The following is a 17,778-nucleotide window of genomic DNA, read 5'->3' as shown; positions in this document are numbered from 1 at the left end:
CTCAGCTTCTGCTTATTTGTTCGTTTGACCCTTATTCAGTCCAAAGGGTACTCGACTTTCGGTCCCATCTTTGATGCGAGTAATGTTTTCACGATGGCGAATAAAGATAAAAATCGTTACGCCAATCGCTATGAAGGTCAGCAGCCAATTTTGCTCAGGCAAGATCGCAGGAGCGATAAAAGGCAAGACGATCGTCGATAAGGTGATCAAACACGCCGCGATCATACTGGTCAGGCTCACCATACTTGTCACATAAAGACAGATAACGAAAATCAATGAAGAATAAATGAAAAAGAGCGGATTGTATCCTAAGAGCATCCCAGCACTTGTCGCCACTGCTTTGCCACCTTTAAATTTGGCAAAGATCGGGAAGGTGTGACCTAAGATCGCACAGACCCCAAACCAGAGCGGATTGACAGTATGGAGACCAAAGATGACTGGCAAGCTGGTCGCCAAAGTTCCTTTTAAGATATCCATCAATAAAACAACGATGCCGGCTTTTTTTCCTAAGACGCGAAATGTATTGGTCGTTCCCGTATTGCCGCTGCCGAATTGGCGAATATCTTTTTTGAAAAACAGTTGGCCAATCCAAACACCAGAGGGGATCGAACCTAAAAGGTAAGCAACAATAAATAAAAGAATCGTATTCATAATAACCAACTTTCTTTGCAAGGCTAGGGCAATTTTAGCATGAAAACGCCTTTCCAACAATAAGAAAATCTTTCGCTGGTCAGACAAAGAAGAAAAACAGCTTTTCTCAGAGCTGTGAAACACAAACAAGCCATTTTGCGACTCTAGCTTGTGCAAACAAAGGAAAAAGGATAAGATAGTTTAGAAAAATGTTCGCTTGAAAAAAGCGTATTTTGTGTTAAGATTTTTTTTGCAGTTCTTTCAGCAGCAAAAAAGGACTGATCAAGATTAAAGGAGCGGTGGGTTTGGCAAAGAAAACCACAGAATATAATGATGCTTCCATTCAGGTCTTAGAGGGCCTGGAAGCAGTAAGAAAACGGCCAGGAATGTATATCGGCTCGACCGATAGCCGCGGCTTGCACCACTTAGTGTATGAAATCGTCGATAATGCGGTTGATGAGGCACTCTCAGGATACGGCAATGAAATCGATGTTACGATCCATAAAGACAATAGTATCAGTGTTCGAGACAATGGCCGAGGAATGCCGGTCGGGACACATGCATCTGGAATCCCAACTGTTGAAGTCATCTTCACAGTATTACATGCCGGCGGGAAGTTTGGCCAAGGCGGCTACAAAACCTCTGGCGGCCTTCATGGGGTTGGTGCCAGTGTTGTAAATGCCTTATCCAGCTGGCTAGAAGTGGTCATCGTTCGAGATGGCATCGAATACAAACAGAGCTTCAAAGACGGTGGGAAACCAGCTGGTACTTTGAAAAAAGTCGGCAAAACCCGTAAACCAACGGGAACAACCGTTACGTTTAAACCAGACGATACGATCTTTTCTGCAACCAAATTCTCCTATGAGATTCTCGCTGAACGTTTGAGAGAATCAGCGTTCTTGTTGAAAGGGGTCAAAATCTCCCTGACGGACGAACGTGGGGAAGAACCGATTCATGAAGTCTTTTTATATGAGGAAGGCATCAAAGAATTTGTTGATTATTTAAATGAAGAAAAAGATACCTTGACCCAAGTGGTTTATTTTTCTGGCACGAAAGAAGCCATCGAAGTAGAGCTTGCCTTTCAATACAATGATGGGTATTCAGAAAACGTCTTGTCCTTTGTCAACAATGTACGTACCAAAGATGGCGGTACCCATGAAGTTGGGATGAAGACGTCAATGACCAAAGCCTTCAATGAGTATGCCCGCAAGGTCAATTTGTTGAAGGAAAAAGATAAGAACCTTGAAGGCAGTGATTTCCGTGAAGGGTTAGCGGCAGTTCTGTCGATCCGCGTGCCAGAAAATCTTTTGCAATTTGAAGGACAGACCAAAGGGAAATTAGGGACACCCTTAGCAAGAAATGCGGTAGACAATGTGATTGGTGAGCAGCTAGGCTATTATCTACAAGAAAACAGTGAAATGAGTCAAATGCTGGTTCGTAAAGCGATCAAGGCAAGAGAGGCCCGTGAAGCTGCCAGAAAGGCGAGAGAAGAAAGCCGTACTGGAAAGAAACGCAAAAAAGGCGAGTCACTGCTTTCTGGTAAATTAACACCTGCGCAATCTCGTAATCCTAAGAAAAATGAATTGTATTTGGTGGAGGGGGATTCAGCGGGTGGTTCAGCAAAGCAAGGACGAGACCGCAAGTTCCAAGCCATCTTGCCATTGCGAGGCAAAGTCATCAATACTGAAAAAGCCAAGATGCAGGATATTTTGAAAAATGAAGAAATCAATACGATGATCTATACTATCGGTGCCGGTGTTGGCCCAGAGTTTTCAATTGAAGACTGCAACTATGATAAAGTGATCATCATGACCGATGCGGATACCGATGGGGCGCACATCCAAGTGCTGCTTTTAACCTTTTTCTACCGGTATATGAAACCTTTGATCGAAGCGGGGAAAGTATACATTGCTTTGCCGCCTCTGTACAAAGTGTCAAAAGGGTTAGGGAAAAAAGCAGTAGTCGAATACGCTTGGACCGATGATGAACTAAGCAAACTGACCCAAAAAATCGGCAAAGGCTATCTCCTACAGCGCTACAAAGGGTTAGGAGAAATGAATGCCGACCAATTGTGGGAAACGACCATGGACCCAGAAACGCGGACACTGATTCGGGTACGGATCGATGATGCTGCCCAAGCAGAACGTCGCGTCACCACTTTGATGGGGGACAAGGTAGAACCTCGTCGGAAGTGGATCGAAAGTCATGTTCAATTTAGTTTAGAAGAAGATGGCAGTATTTTGGATAAAAAAGAAGATACGGTACCTGAATTAGTTGATGAAAAATTAATGGATACCGAACAAGCAGACAGCAAACAGTTAGTTAAGGAATAGGAGGTGGTCTCTTGGAACACAAAAGCAATATACAAGAATTGACATTGGAAGAAGTGATGGGAGATCGCTTCGGTCGATATTCCAAATACATTATTCAAGAACGGGCATTGCCAGATATTCGTGATGGGTTAAAACCGGTTCAGCGGCGGATTTTATTTGCCATGAACCAAGACGGCAATACCTATGACAAAGGCTTCCGCAAATCAGCAAAATCTGTCGGAAATATCATGGGGAATTTTCACCCCCATGGGGACTCGAGTATCTATGAAGCAATGGTCCGCATGAGTCAAGACTGGAAGCTACGTCAGATTTTGATTGAAATGCACGGGAACAACGGGAGTATGGATGGTGATCCGCCAGCTGCCATGCGTTATACGGAAGCACGGCTTTCGGAATTAAGTGGTGAGCTATTAAAAGATATTGAAAAAAACACCGTGGAATTGGTTTGGAACTTTGATGACACTGAAAAAGAACCAACTGTTCTACCAGCAAAATACCCGAATCTGTTAGTCAATGGCTCAACTGGGATCTCAGCTGGCTATGCAACAGAGATCCCTACCCACAATTTAGGGGAAATCATCGATGGAACGATCTATTTGATCGACCATCCGCAAGCTTCTTTGGATCAGCTGATGAAGTACATTCCTGGCCCTGATTTTCCAACAGGGGGCATTTTACAAGGGAAAGAAGAAATCAAAAAAGCGTATGAAACAGGCAAAGGCAAAGTGATCCTGCGTTCGAAAACCAAGATTGAAGACATTAAAGGCGGCAAACAGCAAATCGTCATCAATGAGATCCCGTATGAGGTCAATAAAGCCAACTTAGTCAAAAAAATGGATGAGATCCGTTTGAATAAACGCATTGATGGGATTGCTGAAGTACGGGATGAAACCGACCGTACTGGACTACAGATTGTTGTCGAGCTGAAAAAAGAAGCAAATGCACAAGGAATTTTAAATTATCTATTTAAAAATACCGAATTGCAGATCAACTACAACTTCAACATGGTGGCAATCGACAATATGCGCCCCCAACAAGTCGGTTTGAAACGGATTTTAGAAAGCTACATCAAGCATCGCCGTGAAGTGATTGAAAAACGCAGTCGTTTTGAACTGCAAAAAGCCCAAAAGAGACAGCATATCGTTGATGGTCTGATTAAAGCTTTGTCAATCCTTGATGAGGTGATCGCTACCATTCGCGGTAGTAAAGACAAAAAAGATGCCAAAAATAATCTGGTGGTTCAACACGGCTTTACGGAAGAGCAAGCAGAAGCCATTGTGAACTTGCAGTTGTACCGCTTGACCAATACGGATATCACGCAATTGCAAGCAGAGGCGAAAGAACTTGCTGAAACGATCGCTGAATTGACAACGATTTTGAATGAAGAAAATGAATTACTGAAAGTGATCAAAAAGGAATTGCGGGAAATCAAGAAAAAATATACGACCCCGCGGTTGACTGAGATCGAAGCAGAAATTCAAGAAATCAAGATTGAAACACAAGTCTTAGTTGCACAAGAAGAAGTCGTCGTAACGGTCACAAGAGACGGCTATGTCAAACGCAGCAGCTTGCGTTCTTACGGCGCTTCAAAACCAGAAGAGATCGGCATGAAAGAAGGCGACTCTTTACTTTACAGTAACCAAATGAACACGTTGGATCACCTGTTGTTGGTTACTAATAAAGGGAACACGATCTATCGACCGGTCCATGAATTACCTGATTTAAAATGGAAAGATTTAGGGGAACATATTTCGCAAACAGTCATGACACTGGCGCAAGATGAAATGATCATTGGGGTCTTTGCCTACAAAGAGATCGATCCATTGAAAAATTTCGTGCTGATCAGTAAAAACGGTATGATCAAACAGACACGAATGACGGAATTTGAACCTTGGCGCACCTATAAAACACGGCCAATGACGATCATGAAGCTGAAAGATGAATCAGATGAATTGGTCAACGTCTTTTTGACGGATCAAACGGAAGAAATGGATGTATTCTTAGTCAGTCATCTTGCCTTTGGCTTACGCTACCCGCTTAATGAAGTGCCTGTCGTGGGACCAAAAGCAGCTGGGGTCAAAGCGATGAACCTTAAAGCGGATGATTATCTTATCAATGGGTTGCTCGTTTATTCCGAAGGGGATACACCGATCGTTTTGATCACCCAACGTGGCGCAGCAAAACGAATGTTGGCTCAAGAAATCAACCAATTAGGTCGGGCGAAGCGCGGATTGATGGTCTTGCGGGAATTGAAGAAAAATCCTCATCGTGTCGTCTATATGGGCAGTGGGGAAAATCAGCAACTGCTAGTGACGAATCAAAAAGGACAATCCTTTGAAGTGATCACCAACCAAATCCCGATCAATGATCGGACCTCCAACGGCTCATTTATCATGGATGAGAAAACAGGGGGACAAATCTACGAAGTGAAAACCCAAATCAGTCCTGCAATCGCAGAGGATTCTGTACTATAAATTATAACAAAGCAACCCTTCTGTACCAGTACAGAAGGGTTGCTTTTTGTCACATAATTAATCTTTCACATTAACGAAAAAGGTACTTTAATAAAAGTTTCACATTTATTAAACACCTATAAATCAACGTTTTTAGTAATTAATATCTTAAAAAAAAATAAATTGTTAAAAATAATTCTTGAAAATGCTTGCAATCATTAAGGTGTGTGTTATACTGTTCACGTAAAGCTGTTACATTAGTGAACAGAAAATTTAAGGAGGTCCATCAAATGGAACAATGGAATGGATTTAAAGGAAAAACTTGGAAAGAAGAAGTAAACGTACGCGACTTCATCCAAGAAAACTACACACCTTATGACGGAACAGATGAATTCCTAGCAGATGCTACTGAAGCAACGACGAAGCTATGGGATCAAGTCATGGAACTGAACAAGCAAGAGCGTGAAGCTGGCGGCGTATTGGATATGGATACAAAAGTCGTTTCAACGATCACTTCTCATGGACCTGGCTACTTAGACAAAGACTTAGAAACAGTTGTTGGTTTCCAAACGGAAAAACCATTTAAACGCAGCTTGCAACCATTTGGTGGCATCCGCATGTCAGAACAAGCAGCAGAATCTTATGGCTATGAAATTGATGCGGAAGTCTCTCACATTTTCCGTGACTACCGTAAAACACATAACCAAGGAGTTTTTGATGCTTATACACCTGAAATCAGAGCAGCGCGCCGTTCTGGTGTAATCACAGGTCTTCCTGATGCTTACGGCCGTGGCCGGATTATTGGTGACTACCGTCGTGTGGCATTATACGGAGTGGACTTCTTGATCAAAGAAAAACAACAAGACCTATTGTATTGCGGAAACGGAACGATGTCCGAAGACATTATCCGCCAACGTGAAGAATTAAGTGAACAAATTCGTGCGTTAAGCGAATTGAAAGAATTAGGAAACATTTACGGATTTGATATTTCTAAACCAGCTCAAACGGCGAAAGAAGCATTCCAATGGTTATACCTTGGTTACTTAGCAGCCATCAAAGAGCAAAATGGTGCAGCAATGTCATTGGGACGTACGTCAACTTTCCTTGATATTTATGTTGAACGCGATTTGAAAAATGGCGTGATCACTGAAGAAGAAGCACAAGAAATCGTTGACCATTTCGTCATGAAACTACGTCTTGTGAAATTTGCTCGGACGCCTGATTACAACGCATTGTTCTCTGGTGACCCAACTTGGGTAACTGAATCAATCGCTGGTATGGGTGAAGACGGACGTCATATGGTAACGAAAAACAGCTTCCGTTTCTTACACACTTTAGCAAACTTAGGCCCAGCACCAGAACCAAACTTGACTGTTTTATGGTCAACACGTTTGCCTCATAATTTCAAAACATTTTGTGCGAAAATGTCTATCCAAACATCAGCGATTCAATATGAAAACGATGATGTGATGCGTGGACATTGGGGCGATGACTACGGAATCGCTTGTTGTGTATCCGCAATGCGTATCGGGAAACAAATGCAATTCTTTGGTGCTCGTGCCAACTTAGCAAAAACATTGTTGTATGCAATCAACGGTGGGGTCGATGAAAAATCAAAAGCACAAGTTGGACCAAAATTCCAACCAATTACTTCTGAATACTTGGATTATAACGAAGTAATGGAAAAATATGACACAATGATGGACTGGATTTGTGATCTGTATGTGAACACATTGAACATCATTCATTACATGCACGACAAATATTCTTATGAACGCATTGAAATGGCGCTACAAGATACAGACATTCTACGTACGATGGCTACTGGTATCGCTGGTTTCTCTGTTGCAGTTGACTCATTATCAGCGATCAAATATGCCAAAGTTCGTACGATCCGTGATGAAAACGGCATTGTTGAAGATTACGAAATCGAAGGCGATTATCCGAAATACGGAAACAATGATGACCGCGTAGATGATATCGCAGTCAACTTGTTGAAAGCCTTCATGAAAAAAGTAAAACGCACGAAAACATACCGTGATTCAAAACACACAACGTCGATCCTTACTATCACTTCTAACGTGGTTTATGGTAAGAAAACAGGGAACACTCCTGATGGACGTCGTGCAGGCGCACCATTTGCTCCAGGTGCAAACCCAATGCATGGTCGCGATACGCATGGTGCTTTGGCAAGTCTTTCATCAGTTGCGAAATTACCATATGATTACTCATTAGATGGTATTTCAAACACCTTCTCGATCGTACCTAAAGCATTAGGACGTGACGACGAAACACAACAAGAAAACCTAGCAACAATGCTAGATGGCTATGCAGCAAAAGGTGGTCACCACTTAAATATCAACGTATTTAACCGTGACACATTGCTTGATGCGCAAGCTCACCCAGAAAAATACCCACAATTAACTATTCGGGTATCTGGCTATGCAGTAAACTTCATTAAATTAACAAAAGAACAACAAGATGACGTGATTGCTCGTACAATGCACGAAGCAATGTAATAAGCAACAACTTCAGGCGGCGGACGGGAAAATCCGCCGCCTCTTGTTTTGAAAGTATCAGACGGAGCGTGGTCATCCGTCGTTTCGAAGAAAGGAAGAGCATTATGGCAGTAACAGGACAAGTACATTCAACAGAAAGTTTTGGATCAGTAGATGGACCAGGTATCCGTTTTATTGTATTCATGCAAGGATGCCGCATGCGTTGCCAGTTTTGTCATAATCCAGATACCTGGAAGATTGGCACCGGTGTCGAACGAACGACTGATGATGTCTTAGAAGAGGCATTGAAATATCGCGAATTCTGGGGACAAAAAGGTGGGATCACCGTCAGTGGTGGGGAACCATTGCTTCAAATGGACTTTCTGATCGATCTGTTTCGTAAAGCCAAAGCAGAAGGTGTCAGCACGACATTAGATACTTGTGGAAAACCATTTACACGGGAAGAACCATTTTTTAGCAAGTTTCAAGAGCTGATGACCGTTACTGACTTGTTATTGTTTGATATCAAGCACATCGATAACAAAGCCCATAAAGAGTTGACTACCCAATCGAACGATAATATTTTGGATATGGCGAATTATCTTTCAGAGATCAATCAGCCTGTCTGGATTCGTCACGTGCTGGTTCCTTTTAGAAGCGACTATGATGAATTTTTGATCCGTTTGGATGAGTTTATCAAAACACTGAAGAATGTCGATAAAGTAGAGATCTTGCCTTATCACACGATGGGGAAATACAAGTGGGATGAGCTTGGTTTGAAATATCCCCTTGAAGGGATCGAACCACCAACAGAAGATCGGGTGAAAAATGCCAAGCGTTTGCTTCATGTAGACGACTATAAAGGTTACTTAACCCGTTGATCAAAACAGGAAAGAAGAGATTGCTATTGCTTCTTTCCTGTTTTTTTACTATGATTAGAAAGTGAATATCAATTGAAATAGGAGCGATGAAGAAATGTCGAAAATATTAGTATTCGGTCATCAAAATCCTGATACCGACGCCATTGGTGCAGCAATTGCCTTTGCAAATTTACAAAATCAACTTGGAAAAGATTGTGAAGCAGTAGCGCTTGGTACACCGAATGAAGAGACACAATTTGCGTTAGATACCTTTGGCCTAACTGCCCCTCGGGTGATCGATTCAGTGGCAAAGGAAACCCAAGAAGTAATGTTAGTGGATCATAATGAATTTCAACAAAGTGTAGCGGATATTGCGGATGTCACTGTGTTGGCAGTTGTTGATCATCATCGTATCGCTAACTTTGAAACGGCTAATCCACTGTATTATCGTGCAGAGCCGGTCGGTTGTACAAGTACGATCGTGTTGAAATTATACAAAGAAAATCAAGTGGAAATTCCAAAAGCGATCGCAGGAATCATGCTCTCAGCGATCATCTCTGATACATTGTTGTTTAAATCACCAACATGTACCGACGAAGACGTAACAGCAGCCAAAGAACTAGCCGTTATAGCAGATGTAGAACTGGAAGTCTATGGATTAGATATGTTAAAAGCTGGTACGAATCTTGGAACGAAATCAGCAGCAGAATTGCTGGACCTAGATGCCAAAAGCTTCCCAATGGGTGCTAAAAACATCCGTATCGGACAAGTCAACACGGTTGATCTAAAAGAAGTCTTTGACCGTCAAGCAGAGTTGGAAGCGGCTATGAAGGATTCAATGGCAGCAAATGGCTATGATCTGTTCTTGCTGGTTGCCACTGATATCTTAGATAGTAATTCTGAGCTACTAGTCGTTGGCGAACCAACTGCCCCAGTAGAAGCAGCCTTTAAAACGACATTAACCAACAATCGTGCGTTTTTACCTGGTGTCGTTTCTCGCAAAAAACAAATCGTACCTCAATTAACAGAGGTTTTTGAAGGATAATTAAGCTAACTGTCTGAATGCTGGTGAGATCTGTTTTGGTAGATCAAGCCAGCATTTTTCATGATTGTTTGGATAAGGAGTACACGCAGTGAAATTTTTTTATAGTCCCCACTTTCGCTCATTGCAACCGATACTGGAATCTTCGAAATTCCATGAGTTGGTAGAGGAGCTATTAAATAGCCAAGAGCCGCCGACACTACGAGCATTAAAAGCGAAGTTTACAGATGGTTCATTTGATAAAATTCTTGACCGCTTGATCGCAGAAAAGTTGATCATCCGTCAAGAACGACGCTATTATTTAGGCTTCCCCATCTATAATGAACATGATCAACAGCAGATACAAGTAAGTGATGATTTCTATCAAGCAGCGCGCAATTGGTCAACACAAGAAATCGCTGGTTTTATCAAAAGCTTTGCTGCGTCAAGTGTTGAAAATAAATACTTTTACGGTTGTCAGCAAGGAGTTGAACAAGGAGCGGTCTATGCATTGAGTCATGAACAATTTCAGTTGATTTCTTACTCAGAAACACAGTGGCCACCAACACTGCCTGCTTTTTTTGAAGCGAATGAACAGTTGCACACCCTTGCGATCTATGATGAATTAATGGATTTGATCGGTGATGTCGATCCAGTCTATTACTTAGACCAAGTGAGTGTGATCCTTGAACGCATTCGTAAAAATAAAAAAGTCCGTCCGAGTATTTTTCTGGAATCACTTCAACGGGTCGAGATCATAAGCCCTGAGCTACATTTGTTGCTGGAAGAAATAAATTGTGATAATCTAAAAAACGAGCGTTATCCGTCTTCTGAAAAGGATCTGTTCGTCCAACGCCTTGTGATCGCTCACTTGGCAAACAAATCAGGTTCATACAATACACTTTATTTCAATAATAATTAAAATTTCTAATAATTATGTTATTTGTTTTAAATTTTCTGACTATTAAAAAGTTGCTAGATTCGATTCTAGCAGCTTTTTTTCTTATTTTTTCAAATGATAATTTGATGAATAAAAATTAAAAAACAACAATCGTTTTGTTTGGAGTTTTGATTTCTTGATGATATGATGATTCTAGAACTTTGAAAGGGGATATAAAAATGGAAGGATATAAAACGGTTGATTTTGAACAGTTGGAACAAAACAAAACGAAAGCAGAAATGATCACGTTCGTATCAATGTCAGAAATAGAAGCTGCTCGGCAAGCAATTACAAAAGCGGGGATCGATGAAACGCGTTTTTCTGATGGTGATCTCATTCTTGCGTTAAAACAACAGGAACGGTTTGGGGCAAATACGATCGTTTCCGTGATCATTGATTGGCTCATCAATCAAAACTATCTGGTGAATCCAGCTCATGCCATGCGTTACTTAGCAAAGAAAATGGCAAATGGGCCAGTTACAAGTTACAAATTATTAAGTGAAGGTGAGTTTGATTGTGACGGGAACTATTACTTGATTGCTCGCACAAACACCACCTCATCGGCAAATAAAGTCTATAAAGTTTACACGGATGGACAAGTAAAAGAGCTTTGGCAGGCAAAATAAGTACAGATGATTTCGGCTCTAGTGAATAAGGAAAACGGCTGTGTAAGCAGTAGTTAGCGGAAAAAGGATTTTCTTAGATTGAAGGTTGTGAAAGACGCGTGAAACTAAACATTCGAATCGGCTTAGCTGGCAGTCATCTTCTGATTGGTGCATTCAGCTTGCTCGGCGCTCTGCTGACGCTTTATAAAGTACCGACAAGTTTTGGTGCGATCCAAGCCTTGTTAGGTGAAATTTATTATACCGATACTGTATTTGACCGATTTACTCAGCTTTTCTTGTTGGGGATCATCAGTCTTTATACCGTGGTGACCAGTTTTTATGGGTTTCGATTTTGGTGTTTTTGCTCCGCCTCTTCTGCATTTGGGACACTGTTGGCATATTTTGAATTAACTGAAACACTTCCAGTGATGGTAGTTTTCATTCTTGTTTTAGCAAGTTTGTTTCAGTTATGGGTAGTCACATACTTCATTTTCCAAAAGCTAAAAAGTAGAGCTGAAACAGGTTGAACTGATACGTTCAAGCTGTTTTTTTCTGTCAAAGATTATTTGTTGGTAACTAGGGTTATTGCGTTACTAGCGCAGTGTTTTATGCTATGCTAGATAGAGAGATGTAGTTAATTTTGAAACGATTAATTAAAGATTAATAAAAGGTGAAAGAACGTAACAAGGTCGTTGGCATTTCAGTCAGCGATCAAAATGAATTTGAGGAGGACTGATGAGAGAGTGGTTACCAAACAACAGGTACTGACTGCGGAAAAAGACTTTCTGAGTGGTGAAAATTTTTATGTACAGCATTTCTTAGGCGCCCATCAAGTAGATGATGGCTACGTGTTTCGCGTTTGGGCACCAAATGCTCAGCAAGTTTGGCTTGTTGGCGACTTCAACCAATGGACGGATACCTTGCCGATGAACAAAAGGACGGAATCCGGTGTTTGGGAAATTGAGACCAACCAAGTAAAAGAAGGACAGCTTTACAAATACAAAGTAAAACAAGCAAATGGACGAGAAGTATTGAAGATCGATCCTTTTGCTGTCCATTTTGAAGCTCGGCCAGGAACTGCTGCCGTGTTGCATTCGATCCCACAAAAAAAATGGCGGGATGGGTTATGGCAAGGACGGAAAAAAAGACAAAAAACATTTAATCGACCTCTTAATATTTATGAAGTTCATGCCAGCTCCTGGAAGCACCACGAAGATGGCACCCCTTATCGCTTCTCCGAATTAAAAGATGAACTTATTCCTTACGTGAAAAAAATGGGCTACACCCATATCGAATTTATGCCTTTGATGGAACATCCCTTAGGAACCTCCTGGGGCTATCAATTGACTGGTTACTTTGCACTTAGCTCCTATTATGGGACACCAGAAGAATTTCAAGACTTTGTAGAGGCTTGTCATTTGGAAAATATAGGTGTCTTCGTTGATTGGGTGCCAGGACATTTTTGTGTCAATGATGACAGTCTTGCCTATTATGATGGCACGCCGACCTTTGAATACATGGATGAAAACCGTGCGAAAAATGTTCGCTGGGGTGCGATCAACTTTGATCTAGGCAAACCACAAGTCCAAAGTTTTCTGATCTCAAGTGCATTGTTCTGGATCGAATTTTACCATATTGATGGTATTCGGGTAGACGCCGTTTCCAACATGATCTATCGCGATTATGATGAAGGTCCATGGGAACCGAATCACGAAGGGGGCAATCGGAATTTTGAAGGGTACTATTTCTTACAAAAGCTCAATTCAGTCATCAAGTTAGCCCATCCTGCAGTTGTCATGATTGCAGAGGAAAGTACTTCCGAGACCAAAATAACAGGAATGGTCGAAGGAGGCGCTCTCGGGTTTGACTACAAATGGAATATGGGCTGGATGAATGATGTCCTGCGTTTTTACGAAATGGACCCGATTTTCCGTAAAGATCATCTAAGCCTTTTATCTTTTTCTTTCATGTATCGGATGCAAGAAAATTATATCTTGCCACTCTCCCATGACGAAGTGGTTCATGGCAAAAAAAGTTTGATGCACAAAATGTGGGGAGACCGCTACAAACAGTTTTCACAACTACGAAATCTCTATACGTACATGATGATGCATCCAGGGAAAAAACTGTTATTCATGGGTAGTGAATGGGGACAGTTTTTAGAATGGAAATATGATCATGGGCTTGAATGGGTCGATTTAAACGACGCATTCAATGCAAAAATGCAGTTCTTCACCCAGACCTTGAATGAATTATACAAAGAAGAACGAGCCCTTTGGGAATTGGATGATCAAGAAGATTCATTGATGGTGATCGATGCAGACAACTTAGATGAAACGACATTGACTTTCTTACGACAAGGAAAAACGAAAAAAGATTTCTTGATCGTGGTTGTCAATCTGACACCAGTGGAGCGTCACGATTTTGCGATCGGCGTGCCATACGAAGGAACGTATCGCGAGATTTTAAACACGGAACGGGATGTATTTGGTGGAACTTGGGTGGCGAATAACCCAGACTGCCAGACCAGTAATACCCCTTTTAAGCAATACGACTATCAAATCAAAACAATTTTGCCTGCACTTGGGGCTTTAATCATCAAACCAGAAAAAATCAAAATGACTCGAAAAAAAGCAGTAAAGAAAGCACAAAAAAAAGAGTAGAGGGGGAACGGTGAGTAGATCACCAAACAAAATGAAAACAGAAATGTTAGCAATGATCCTCGCAGGGGGACAAGGGACTCGATTAGGAAAATTAACAAAGAATATTGCTAAACCAGCGGTTCCATTTGGTGGCAGATATCGGATCATCGATTTCACGTTGAGTAATTGTGTCAATTCAGGAATCAAAAATGTGGGTGTTGTCACTCAGTACCAGCCATTAGCACTAAACAACCATATCGGAAATGGTGCAAGCTGGGGATTGGATGGAATTAGTACCGGTGTAACGATCTTACAGCCATATTCAAATTCAGAAGGCGAAAAATGGTTTGAAGGAACCGCCCATGCGATCTATCAAAACATCGCTTATATCGATGAGATGGACCCGCAATATGTCTTGATTTTATCAGGGGACCATATCTACAAAATGGATTATGAAGAAATGCTGGAAAAACACAAAGAAAATGATGCTTCATTGACGGTTGCAGTTCTCGAAGTACCGATGAAAGATGCCTCGCGTTTCGGAATCATGAACACCGATAAAAATGACCGTATCATCGAATTTGATGAAAAACCAGCCGAACCAAAAAGCAATCTCGCTTCAATGGGGATCTATATTTTCGATTGGAGTCGTCTGCGCAGTATGCTGTTGAGTAACTATACAAAAGACGGCGAAATGGTCGATTTTGGGAAACATGTCATTCCTTCTTATCTCGAAAGCGGCGACAACGTTTTTGCCTATCGCTTCTCTGGCTATTGGAAAGACGTAGGAACGATCGATTCATTGTGGGAAGCCAATATGGAATTTATTGATCCAGCAATGGAGTTGAATATTCGGGATAAAAGTTGGCAAGTATTTTCTAAAAACCCAATCGCACCACCACATTTTGTGACTGAGACTGGGGCTGCGAGAAACTCTCTCGTGATGGATGGCTGTTATGTTGCAGGGGAAATCGAGCACAGTATTTTATCAGAAAATGTGCAGGTGAAAGAAGGATCGACGATCAAGGACAGCGTGATCATGCCTGGAGCGGTGATCGGTAGAAATGTTAAATTAAACCGAGTGATCGTTGGGGAAAATGCAGTGATTGGTGACGATGCAGAGATCGATGGAACAGACGAAATTGCCGTAGTCGGCTATTCTGAAATTTTAGGGGTGACGATTGATGAGAACTAATAAAATGTGTGCGATTTTAGGGAATCTGCAACGATACCAAGACTTGATGCCATTAACAGAAAACCGTCCGCTGTCGACCTTATTGTTTGACTGCAAATATCGCTTGTTAGATTTTAATCTTTCAAGTATCGAAAATGCCAATATCAAACAAGTCTATATGATTTTCAATGAAGGAGAAACGCAGTCGGTCTTCGATCATATCGGTGGCGGAAAAGAGTGGAACTTGGACGGCGTACAAAACCGTTTCTTTATTCACCTGTTCCAAGACTCATTGAAAAAGCAAGCAGAAGGACAAGAGTATTATTATAATGTCATCGACTATTTGGAAAAATCCAAATCGGATCATACCGTATTTATGGGCAGCAAAGTCTTATGCAACATTGATTTGCGTGCCTTGTTGAAAATCCATCAGCTACAAGGCAATGAAATGACCGTCGTGTACAAACGCATTAGCAGTGACAATGTTTGCGAAAGTGATCTGTTGTTCAATGTAGACAGTGAAGGTCACTTAGAAGAAGCGATCCAAGCGAAAAAAGGTGAGGTCAGTGACCTTGTCAACTTATGTACGGATATTTTTATCATTCAAACAGATCGTCTGATCGCTGCGCTAAAAGAGGGGCAAAAAGTTGGCGCAACGGCAGACCTCGGTCAATTTTTACGAGAAATGATCGCTGTTGAAAATACAGGTCTATATGAATACACTGGTTACTTAAGTAACATTTATGACATCTCTTCTTACTATCAAACAAATATGGATATGCTCGATGTGCATAAATTTACGTCGTTGCTTTATTCGAATCAAAAGATCTATACCAAACTAAAAAACGAAGTGCCAACGTATTATTCGGAAACATCTGACGTGAAAAATAGCCACTTTGCTTCTGGCTGCATCGTGGAAGGAACGGTCGAACAGTCACTCGTTGCCCGCCGCACGAAGATCCATCCTGAAGCAAAAGTCAAAGGAGCGATCATCTTCGGAAATAATGAGATCAAAGCAGGTGCCGAAGTCTCTTATGCGATCCTAGATAAAAATGTGACCATCGCAGAAGGTGTTAAAGTGCAAGGGACCAAAGAAACGCCAATCGTCATTAAGAAAAATTCTCATGTGACCCAAGACGTTCTTGGAGGGGCAAGCGCATGAAGGTTCTGTTTACAGCAGCGGAATGCGCCCCATTTTTTAAAACAGGCGGATTAGGGGATGTTGCAGGGGCATTGCCAAAAGAATTGGTCAAAAAAGGCGTCGAGACGATTGTCGTCTTACCCTATTTCACGAAAATGCCTGCTGAATACCAGGAGCAAATGGAAGATTGTTTTTCCTTTGAAGTGGCGGTTGGCTGGCGCAAGCAATATTGTGGGATCAAAAAATTAGTTCTAGGCTCTGTGACCTATTATTTCATAGACAATCTCTATTATTTTGGTCGCGAACGCCTCTATGATTTTTATGATGATGGGGAACGCTTTGCTTTCTTCCAATTAGCCGTGATCGAAATGATGGAACGCATTGAATTTATTCCAGACATCGTGCATGTCAATGATTACCATACGGCGATGATTCCCTTCTTGATCAAAGAGAAATATCATTGGATTCAAGCGTATCAAAACATACGCACCGTTTTGACGATCCATAACATTGGGTTTCAAGGGTGGTATAGTCGCGATATTTTACCAGATCTTTTTGGTATGGGGACTGAGAGATACGATGATGGCACACTACGTTTAAACGATTGCTTGAACTTTATGAAAGCAGGAATCTTGTATGCGGATCGCATCACGACGGTCAGTCCTTCCTATAGTGAAGAAATCAAAACCTCTGAGTTTGGCTGTGGGCTTGAAGTGATTTTACGTATGGAAAGCGGCAAACTCAGCGGCATTTTAAACGGAATTGATTACGAAATGAACGATCCAGAAACCGATCCTCATTTGGACTATCCTTTCAGTGTCGAGGATTTATCAGGAAAAGCTAAAAACAAGCGAGCGTTACAAGAACAATTTGGTTTGCCTACCCGTAAAGATGTCCCATTGATTTCTGTTGTTAGCCGTTTGACCACTCAAAAAGGATTCCATTTGGTCCTTGAAGAAATGGAAAATCTCTTGCAATTTGATGTTCAGTTCATCTTACTAGGGACTGGCGAACATGATTTTGAAGAAGGCTTTCGCTATTTTGCTCAGAAATATCCTGACAAATGTGCTGCCGCGATTTCTTTTGATATTGCATTGGCGCAAAAGTTATACGCAGCAGCGGATCTTTTCTTGATGCCTTCCGCCTTCGAACCATGCGGACTGTCACAGATGATCGCGATGCGCTATGGTACATTACCGGTCGTTCACGAAATCGGTGGCTTGAAAGATACGGTAGATTCCTATAATCCGATCACGAAACAAGGTACCGGCTTTGGCTTTCAAGAGTTTTCACCTTTTTACTTGATGAATGCCTTGAAGCAAGGGATCGAATTGTATCAATCTGATCAGGCAACGTGGAACGTATTGGTCAAGCAAGCAATGGAAAAAGATTTCAGCTGGAATCAAAGTTCCGATCTTTATATCCAGTTGTATAATACTATCAAAGTTTGATTGTTTTAAGACAGAAGAATCCTTGTCTGC

At 41.6% G+C, this 17,778-nt stretch carries 13 protein-coding genes; 12 read left to right on the top strand and 1 reads right to left on the bottom strand.

Features of this window, described 5'->3' with window-relative positions; translation table 11 throughout:
* Window positions 1-12 precede the first annotated feature (12 nt).
* Complete coding sequence (gene plsY, locus ACTW1R_RS10530; RefSeq protein ID WP_015510003.1) at window positions 13-651, bottom strand: glycerol-3-phosphate 1-O-acyltransferase PlsY; 639 nt, start codon at window positions 649-651, stop codon at window positions 13-15.
* 284 nt (window positions 652-935) lie between these two features.
* Here plsY and parE point away from each other — a divergent pair, with 284 nt between their 5' ends.
* From parE to glgA, 12 genes are all read left to right on the top strand, one after another.
* Window positions 936-2,963 carry a DNA topoisomerase IV subunit B gene (parE, locus tag ACTW1R_RS10525; protein WP_167822056.1) on the top strand — a complete coding sequence of 676 codons (2,028 nt, stop codon included), beginning with the start codon at window positions 936-938 and terminating at the stop codon, window positions 2,961-2,963.
* Window positions 2,964-2,974: 11 nt separating this feature from the next.
* Window positions 2,975-5,437 carry a DNA topoisomerase IV subunit A gene (gene parC, locus ACTW1R_RS10520; protein ID WP_016610800.1) on the top strand — a complete coding sequence of 821 codons (2,463 nt, stop codon included), beginning with the start codon at window positions 2,975-2,977 and terminating at the stop codon, window positions 5,435-5,437.
* Window positions 5,438-5,706: 269 nt separating this feature from the next.
* Entirely contained in the window at window positions 5,707-7,935 is a 2,229-nt protein-coding gene (gene pflB / locus ACTW1R_RS10515; RefSeq protein WP_010749399.1) for a formate C-acetyltransferase, read from the top strand.
* 104 nt (window positions 7,936-8,039) lie between these two features.
* Window positions 8,040-8,795 (top strand): pyruvate formate-lyase-activating protein, encoded by a 756-nt coding sequence (gene pflA / locus ACTW1R_RS10510; protein ID WP_010749400.1) that lies wholly within the window; start codon window positions 8,040-8,042, stop codon window positions 8,793-8,795.
* A gap of 94 nt (window positions 8,796-8,889) precedes the next feature.
* On the top strand, window positions 8,890-9,819 hold the full coding sequence (locus ACTW1R_RS10505) for a manganese-dependent inorganic pyrophosphatase (protein ID WP_074932983.1): 930 nt from the start codon (window positions 8,890-8,892) through the stop codon (window positions 9,817-9,819).
* 88 nt (window positions 9,820-9,907) lie between these two features.
* On the top strand, window positions 9,908-10,717 hold the full coding sequence (locus tag ACTW1R_RS10500; protein ID WP_074932980.1) for a DUF1803 domain-containing protein: 810 nt from the start codon (window positions 9,908-9,910) through the stop codon (window positions 10,715-10,717).
* Between the two features lie 197 nt (window positions 10,718-10,914).
* Window positions 10,915-11,361, top strand: coding sequence for a hypothetical protein (locus tag ACTW1R_RS10495; RefSeq protein WP_128432195.1), 447 nt, complete (start codon window positions 10,915-10,917; stop codon window positions 11,359-11,361).
* A 98-nt stretch (window positions 11,362-11,459) separates the two neighbouring features.
* Window positions 11,460-11,867, top strand: coding sequence for a hypothetical protein (locus ACTW1R_RS10490; protein ID WP_005229650.1), 408 nt, complete (start codon window positions 11,460-11,462; stop codon window positions 11,865-11,867).
* A 189-nt stretch (window positions 11,868-12,056) separates the two neighbouring features.
* The gene (gene glgB, locus ACTW1R_RS10485) at window positions 12,057-14,003 is read left to right on the top strand and encodes a 1,4-alpha-glucan branching protein GlgB (RefSeq protein ID WP_142968342.1); all 1,947 of its coding nucleotides are present in this window, start codon (window positions 12,057-12,059) and stop codon (window positions 14,001-14,003) included.
* 31 nt (window positions 14,004-14,034) lie between these two features.
* On the top strand, window positions 14,035-15,177 hold the full coding sequence (locus ACTW1R_RS10480; protein ID WP_016610807.1) for a glucose-1-phosphate adenylyltransferase: 1,143 nt from the start codon (window positions 14,035-14,037) through the stop codon (window positions 15,175-15,177).
* Complete coding sequence (glgD, locus tag ACTW1R_RS10475; protein WP_271814523.1) at window positions 15,167-16,318, top strand: glucose-1-phosphate adenylyltransferase subunit GlgD; 1,152 nt, start codon at window positions 15,167-15,169, stop codon at window positions 16,316-16,318. Before ACTW1R_RS10480 ends, glgD begins: the two co-directional genes overlap by 11 nt.
* Complete coding sequence (glgA, locus tag ACTW1R_RS10470; protein WP_123834414.1) at window positions 16,315-17,748, top strand: glycogen synthase GlgA; 1,434 nt, start codon at window positions 16,315-16,317, stop codon at window positions 17,746-17,748. Before glgD ends, glgA begins: the two co-directional genes overlap by 4 nt.
* Window positions 17,749-17,778 lie beyond the last annotated feature (30 nt).

The organism is Enterococcus sp. R12, from assembly GCF_058135755.1.
The sequence above is the reverse complement of the archived record's forward strand: the minus strand, read 5'-3'. Positions and strand labels throughout refer to the sequence as shown.

What these genes read in the sequence shown, in the direction of transcription:
- pflB (WP_010749399.1), top strand. Translation starts at nt 5,707, where the DNA reads ATGGAACAATGGAATGGATTTAAAGGAAAAACTTGGAAAGAAGAAGTA.
- plsY (WP_015510003.1), bottom strand. Translation starts at nt 651, where the DNA reads ATGAATACGATTCTTTTATTTATTGTTGCTTACCTTTTAGGTTCGATC.
- glgB (WP_142968342.1), top strand. Translation starts at nt 12,057, where the DNA reads ATGAATTTGAGGAGGACTGATGAGAGAGTGGTTACCAAACAACAGGTA.
- ACTW1R_RS10495 (WP_128432195.1), top strand. Translation starts at nt 10,915, where the DNA reads ATGGAAGGATATAAAACGGTTGATTTTGAACAGTTGGAACAAAACAAA.
- ACTW1R_RS10505 (WP_074932983.1), top strand. Translation starts at nt 8,890, where the DNA reads ATGTCGAAAATATTAGTATTCGGTCATCAAAATCCTGATACCGACGCC.
- glgA (WP_123834414.1), top strand. Translation starts at nt 16,315, where the DNA reads ATGAAGGTTCTGTTTACAGCAGCGGAATGCGCCCCATTTTTTAAAACA.
- pflA (WP_010749400.1), top strand. Translation starts at nt 8,040, where the DNA reads ATGGCAGTAACAGGACAAGTACATTCAACAGAAAGTTTTGGATCAGTA.
- glgD (WP_271814523.1), top strand. Translation starts at nt 15,167, where the DNA reads ATGAGAACTAATAAAATGTGTGCGATTTTAGGGAATCTGCAACGATAC.
- ACTW1R_RS10480 (WP_016610807.1), top strand. Translation starts at nt 14,035, where the DNA reads ATGAAAACAGAAATGTTAGCAATGATCCTCGCAGGGGGACAAGGGACT.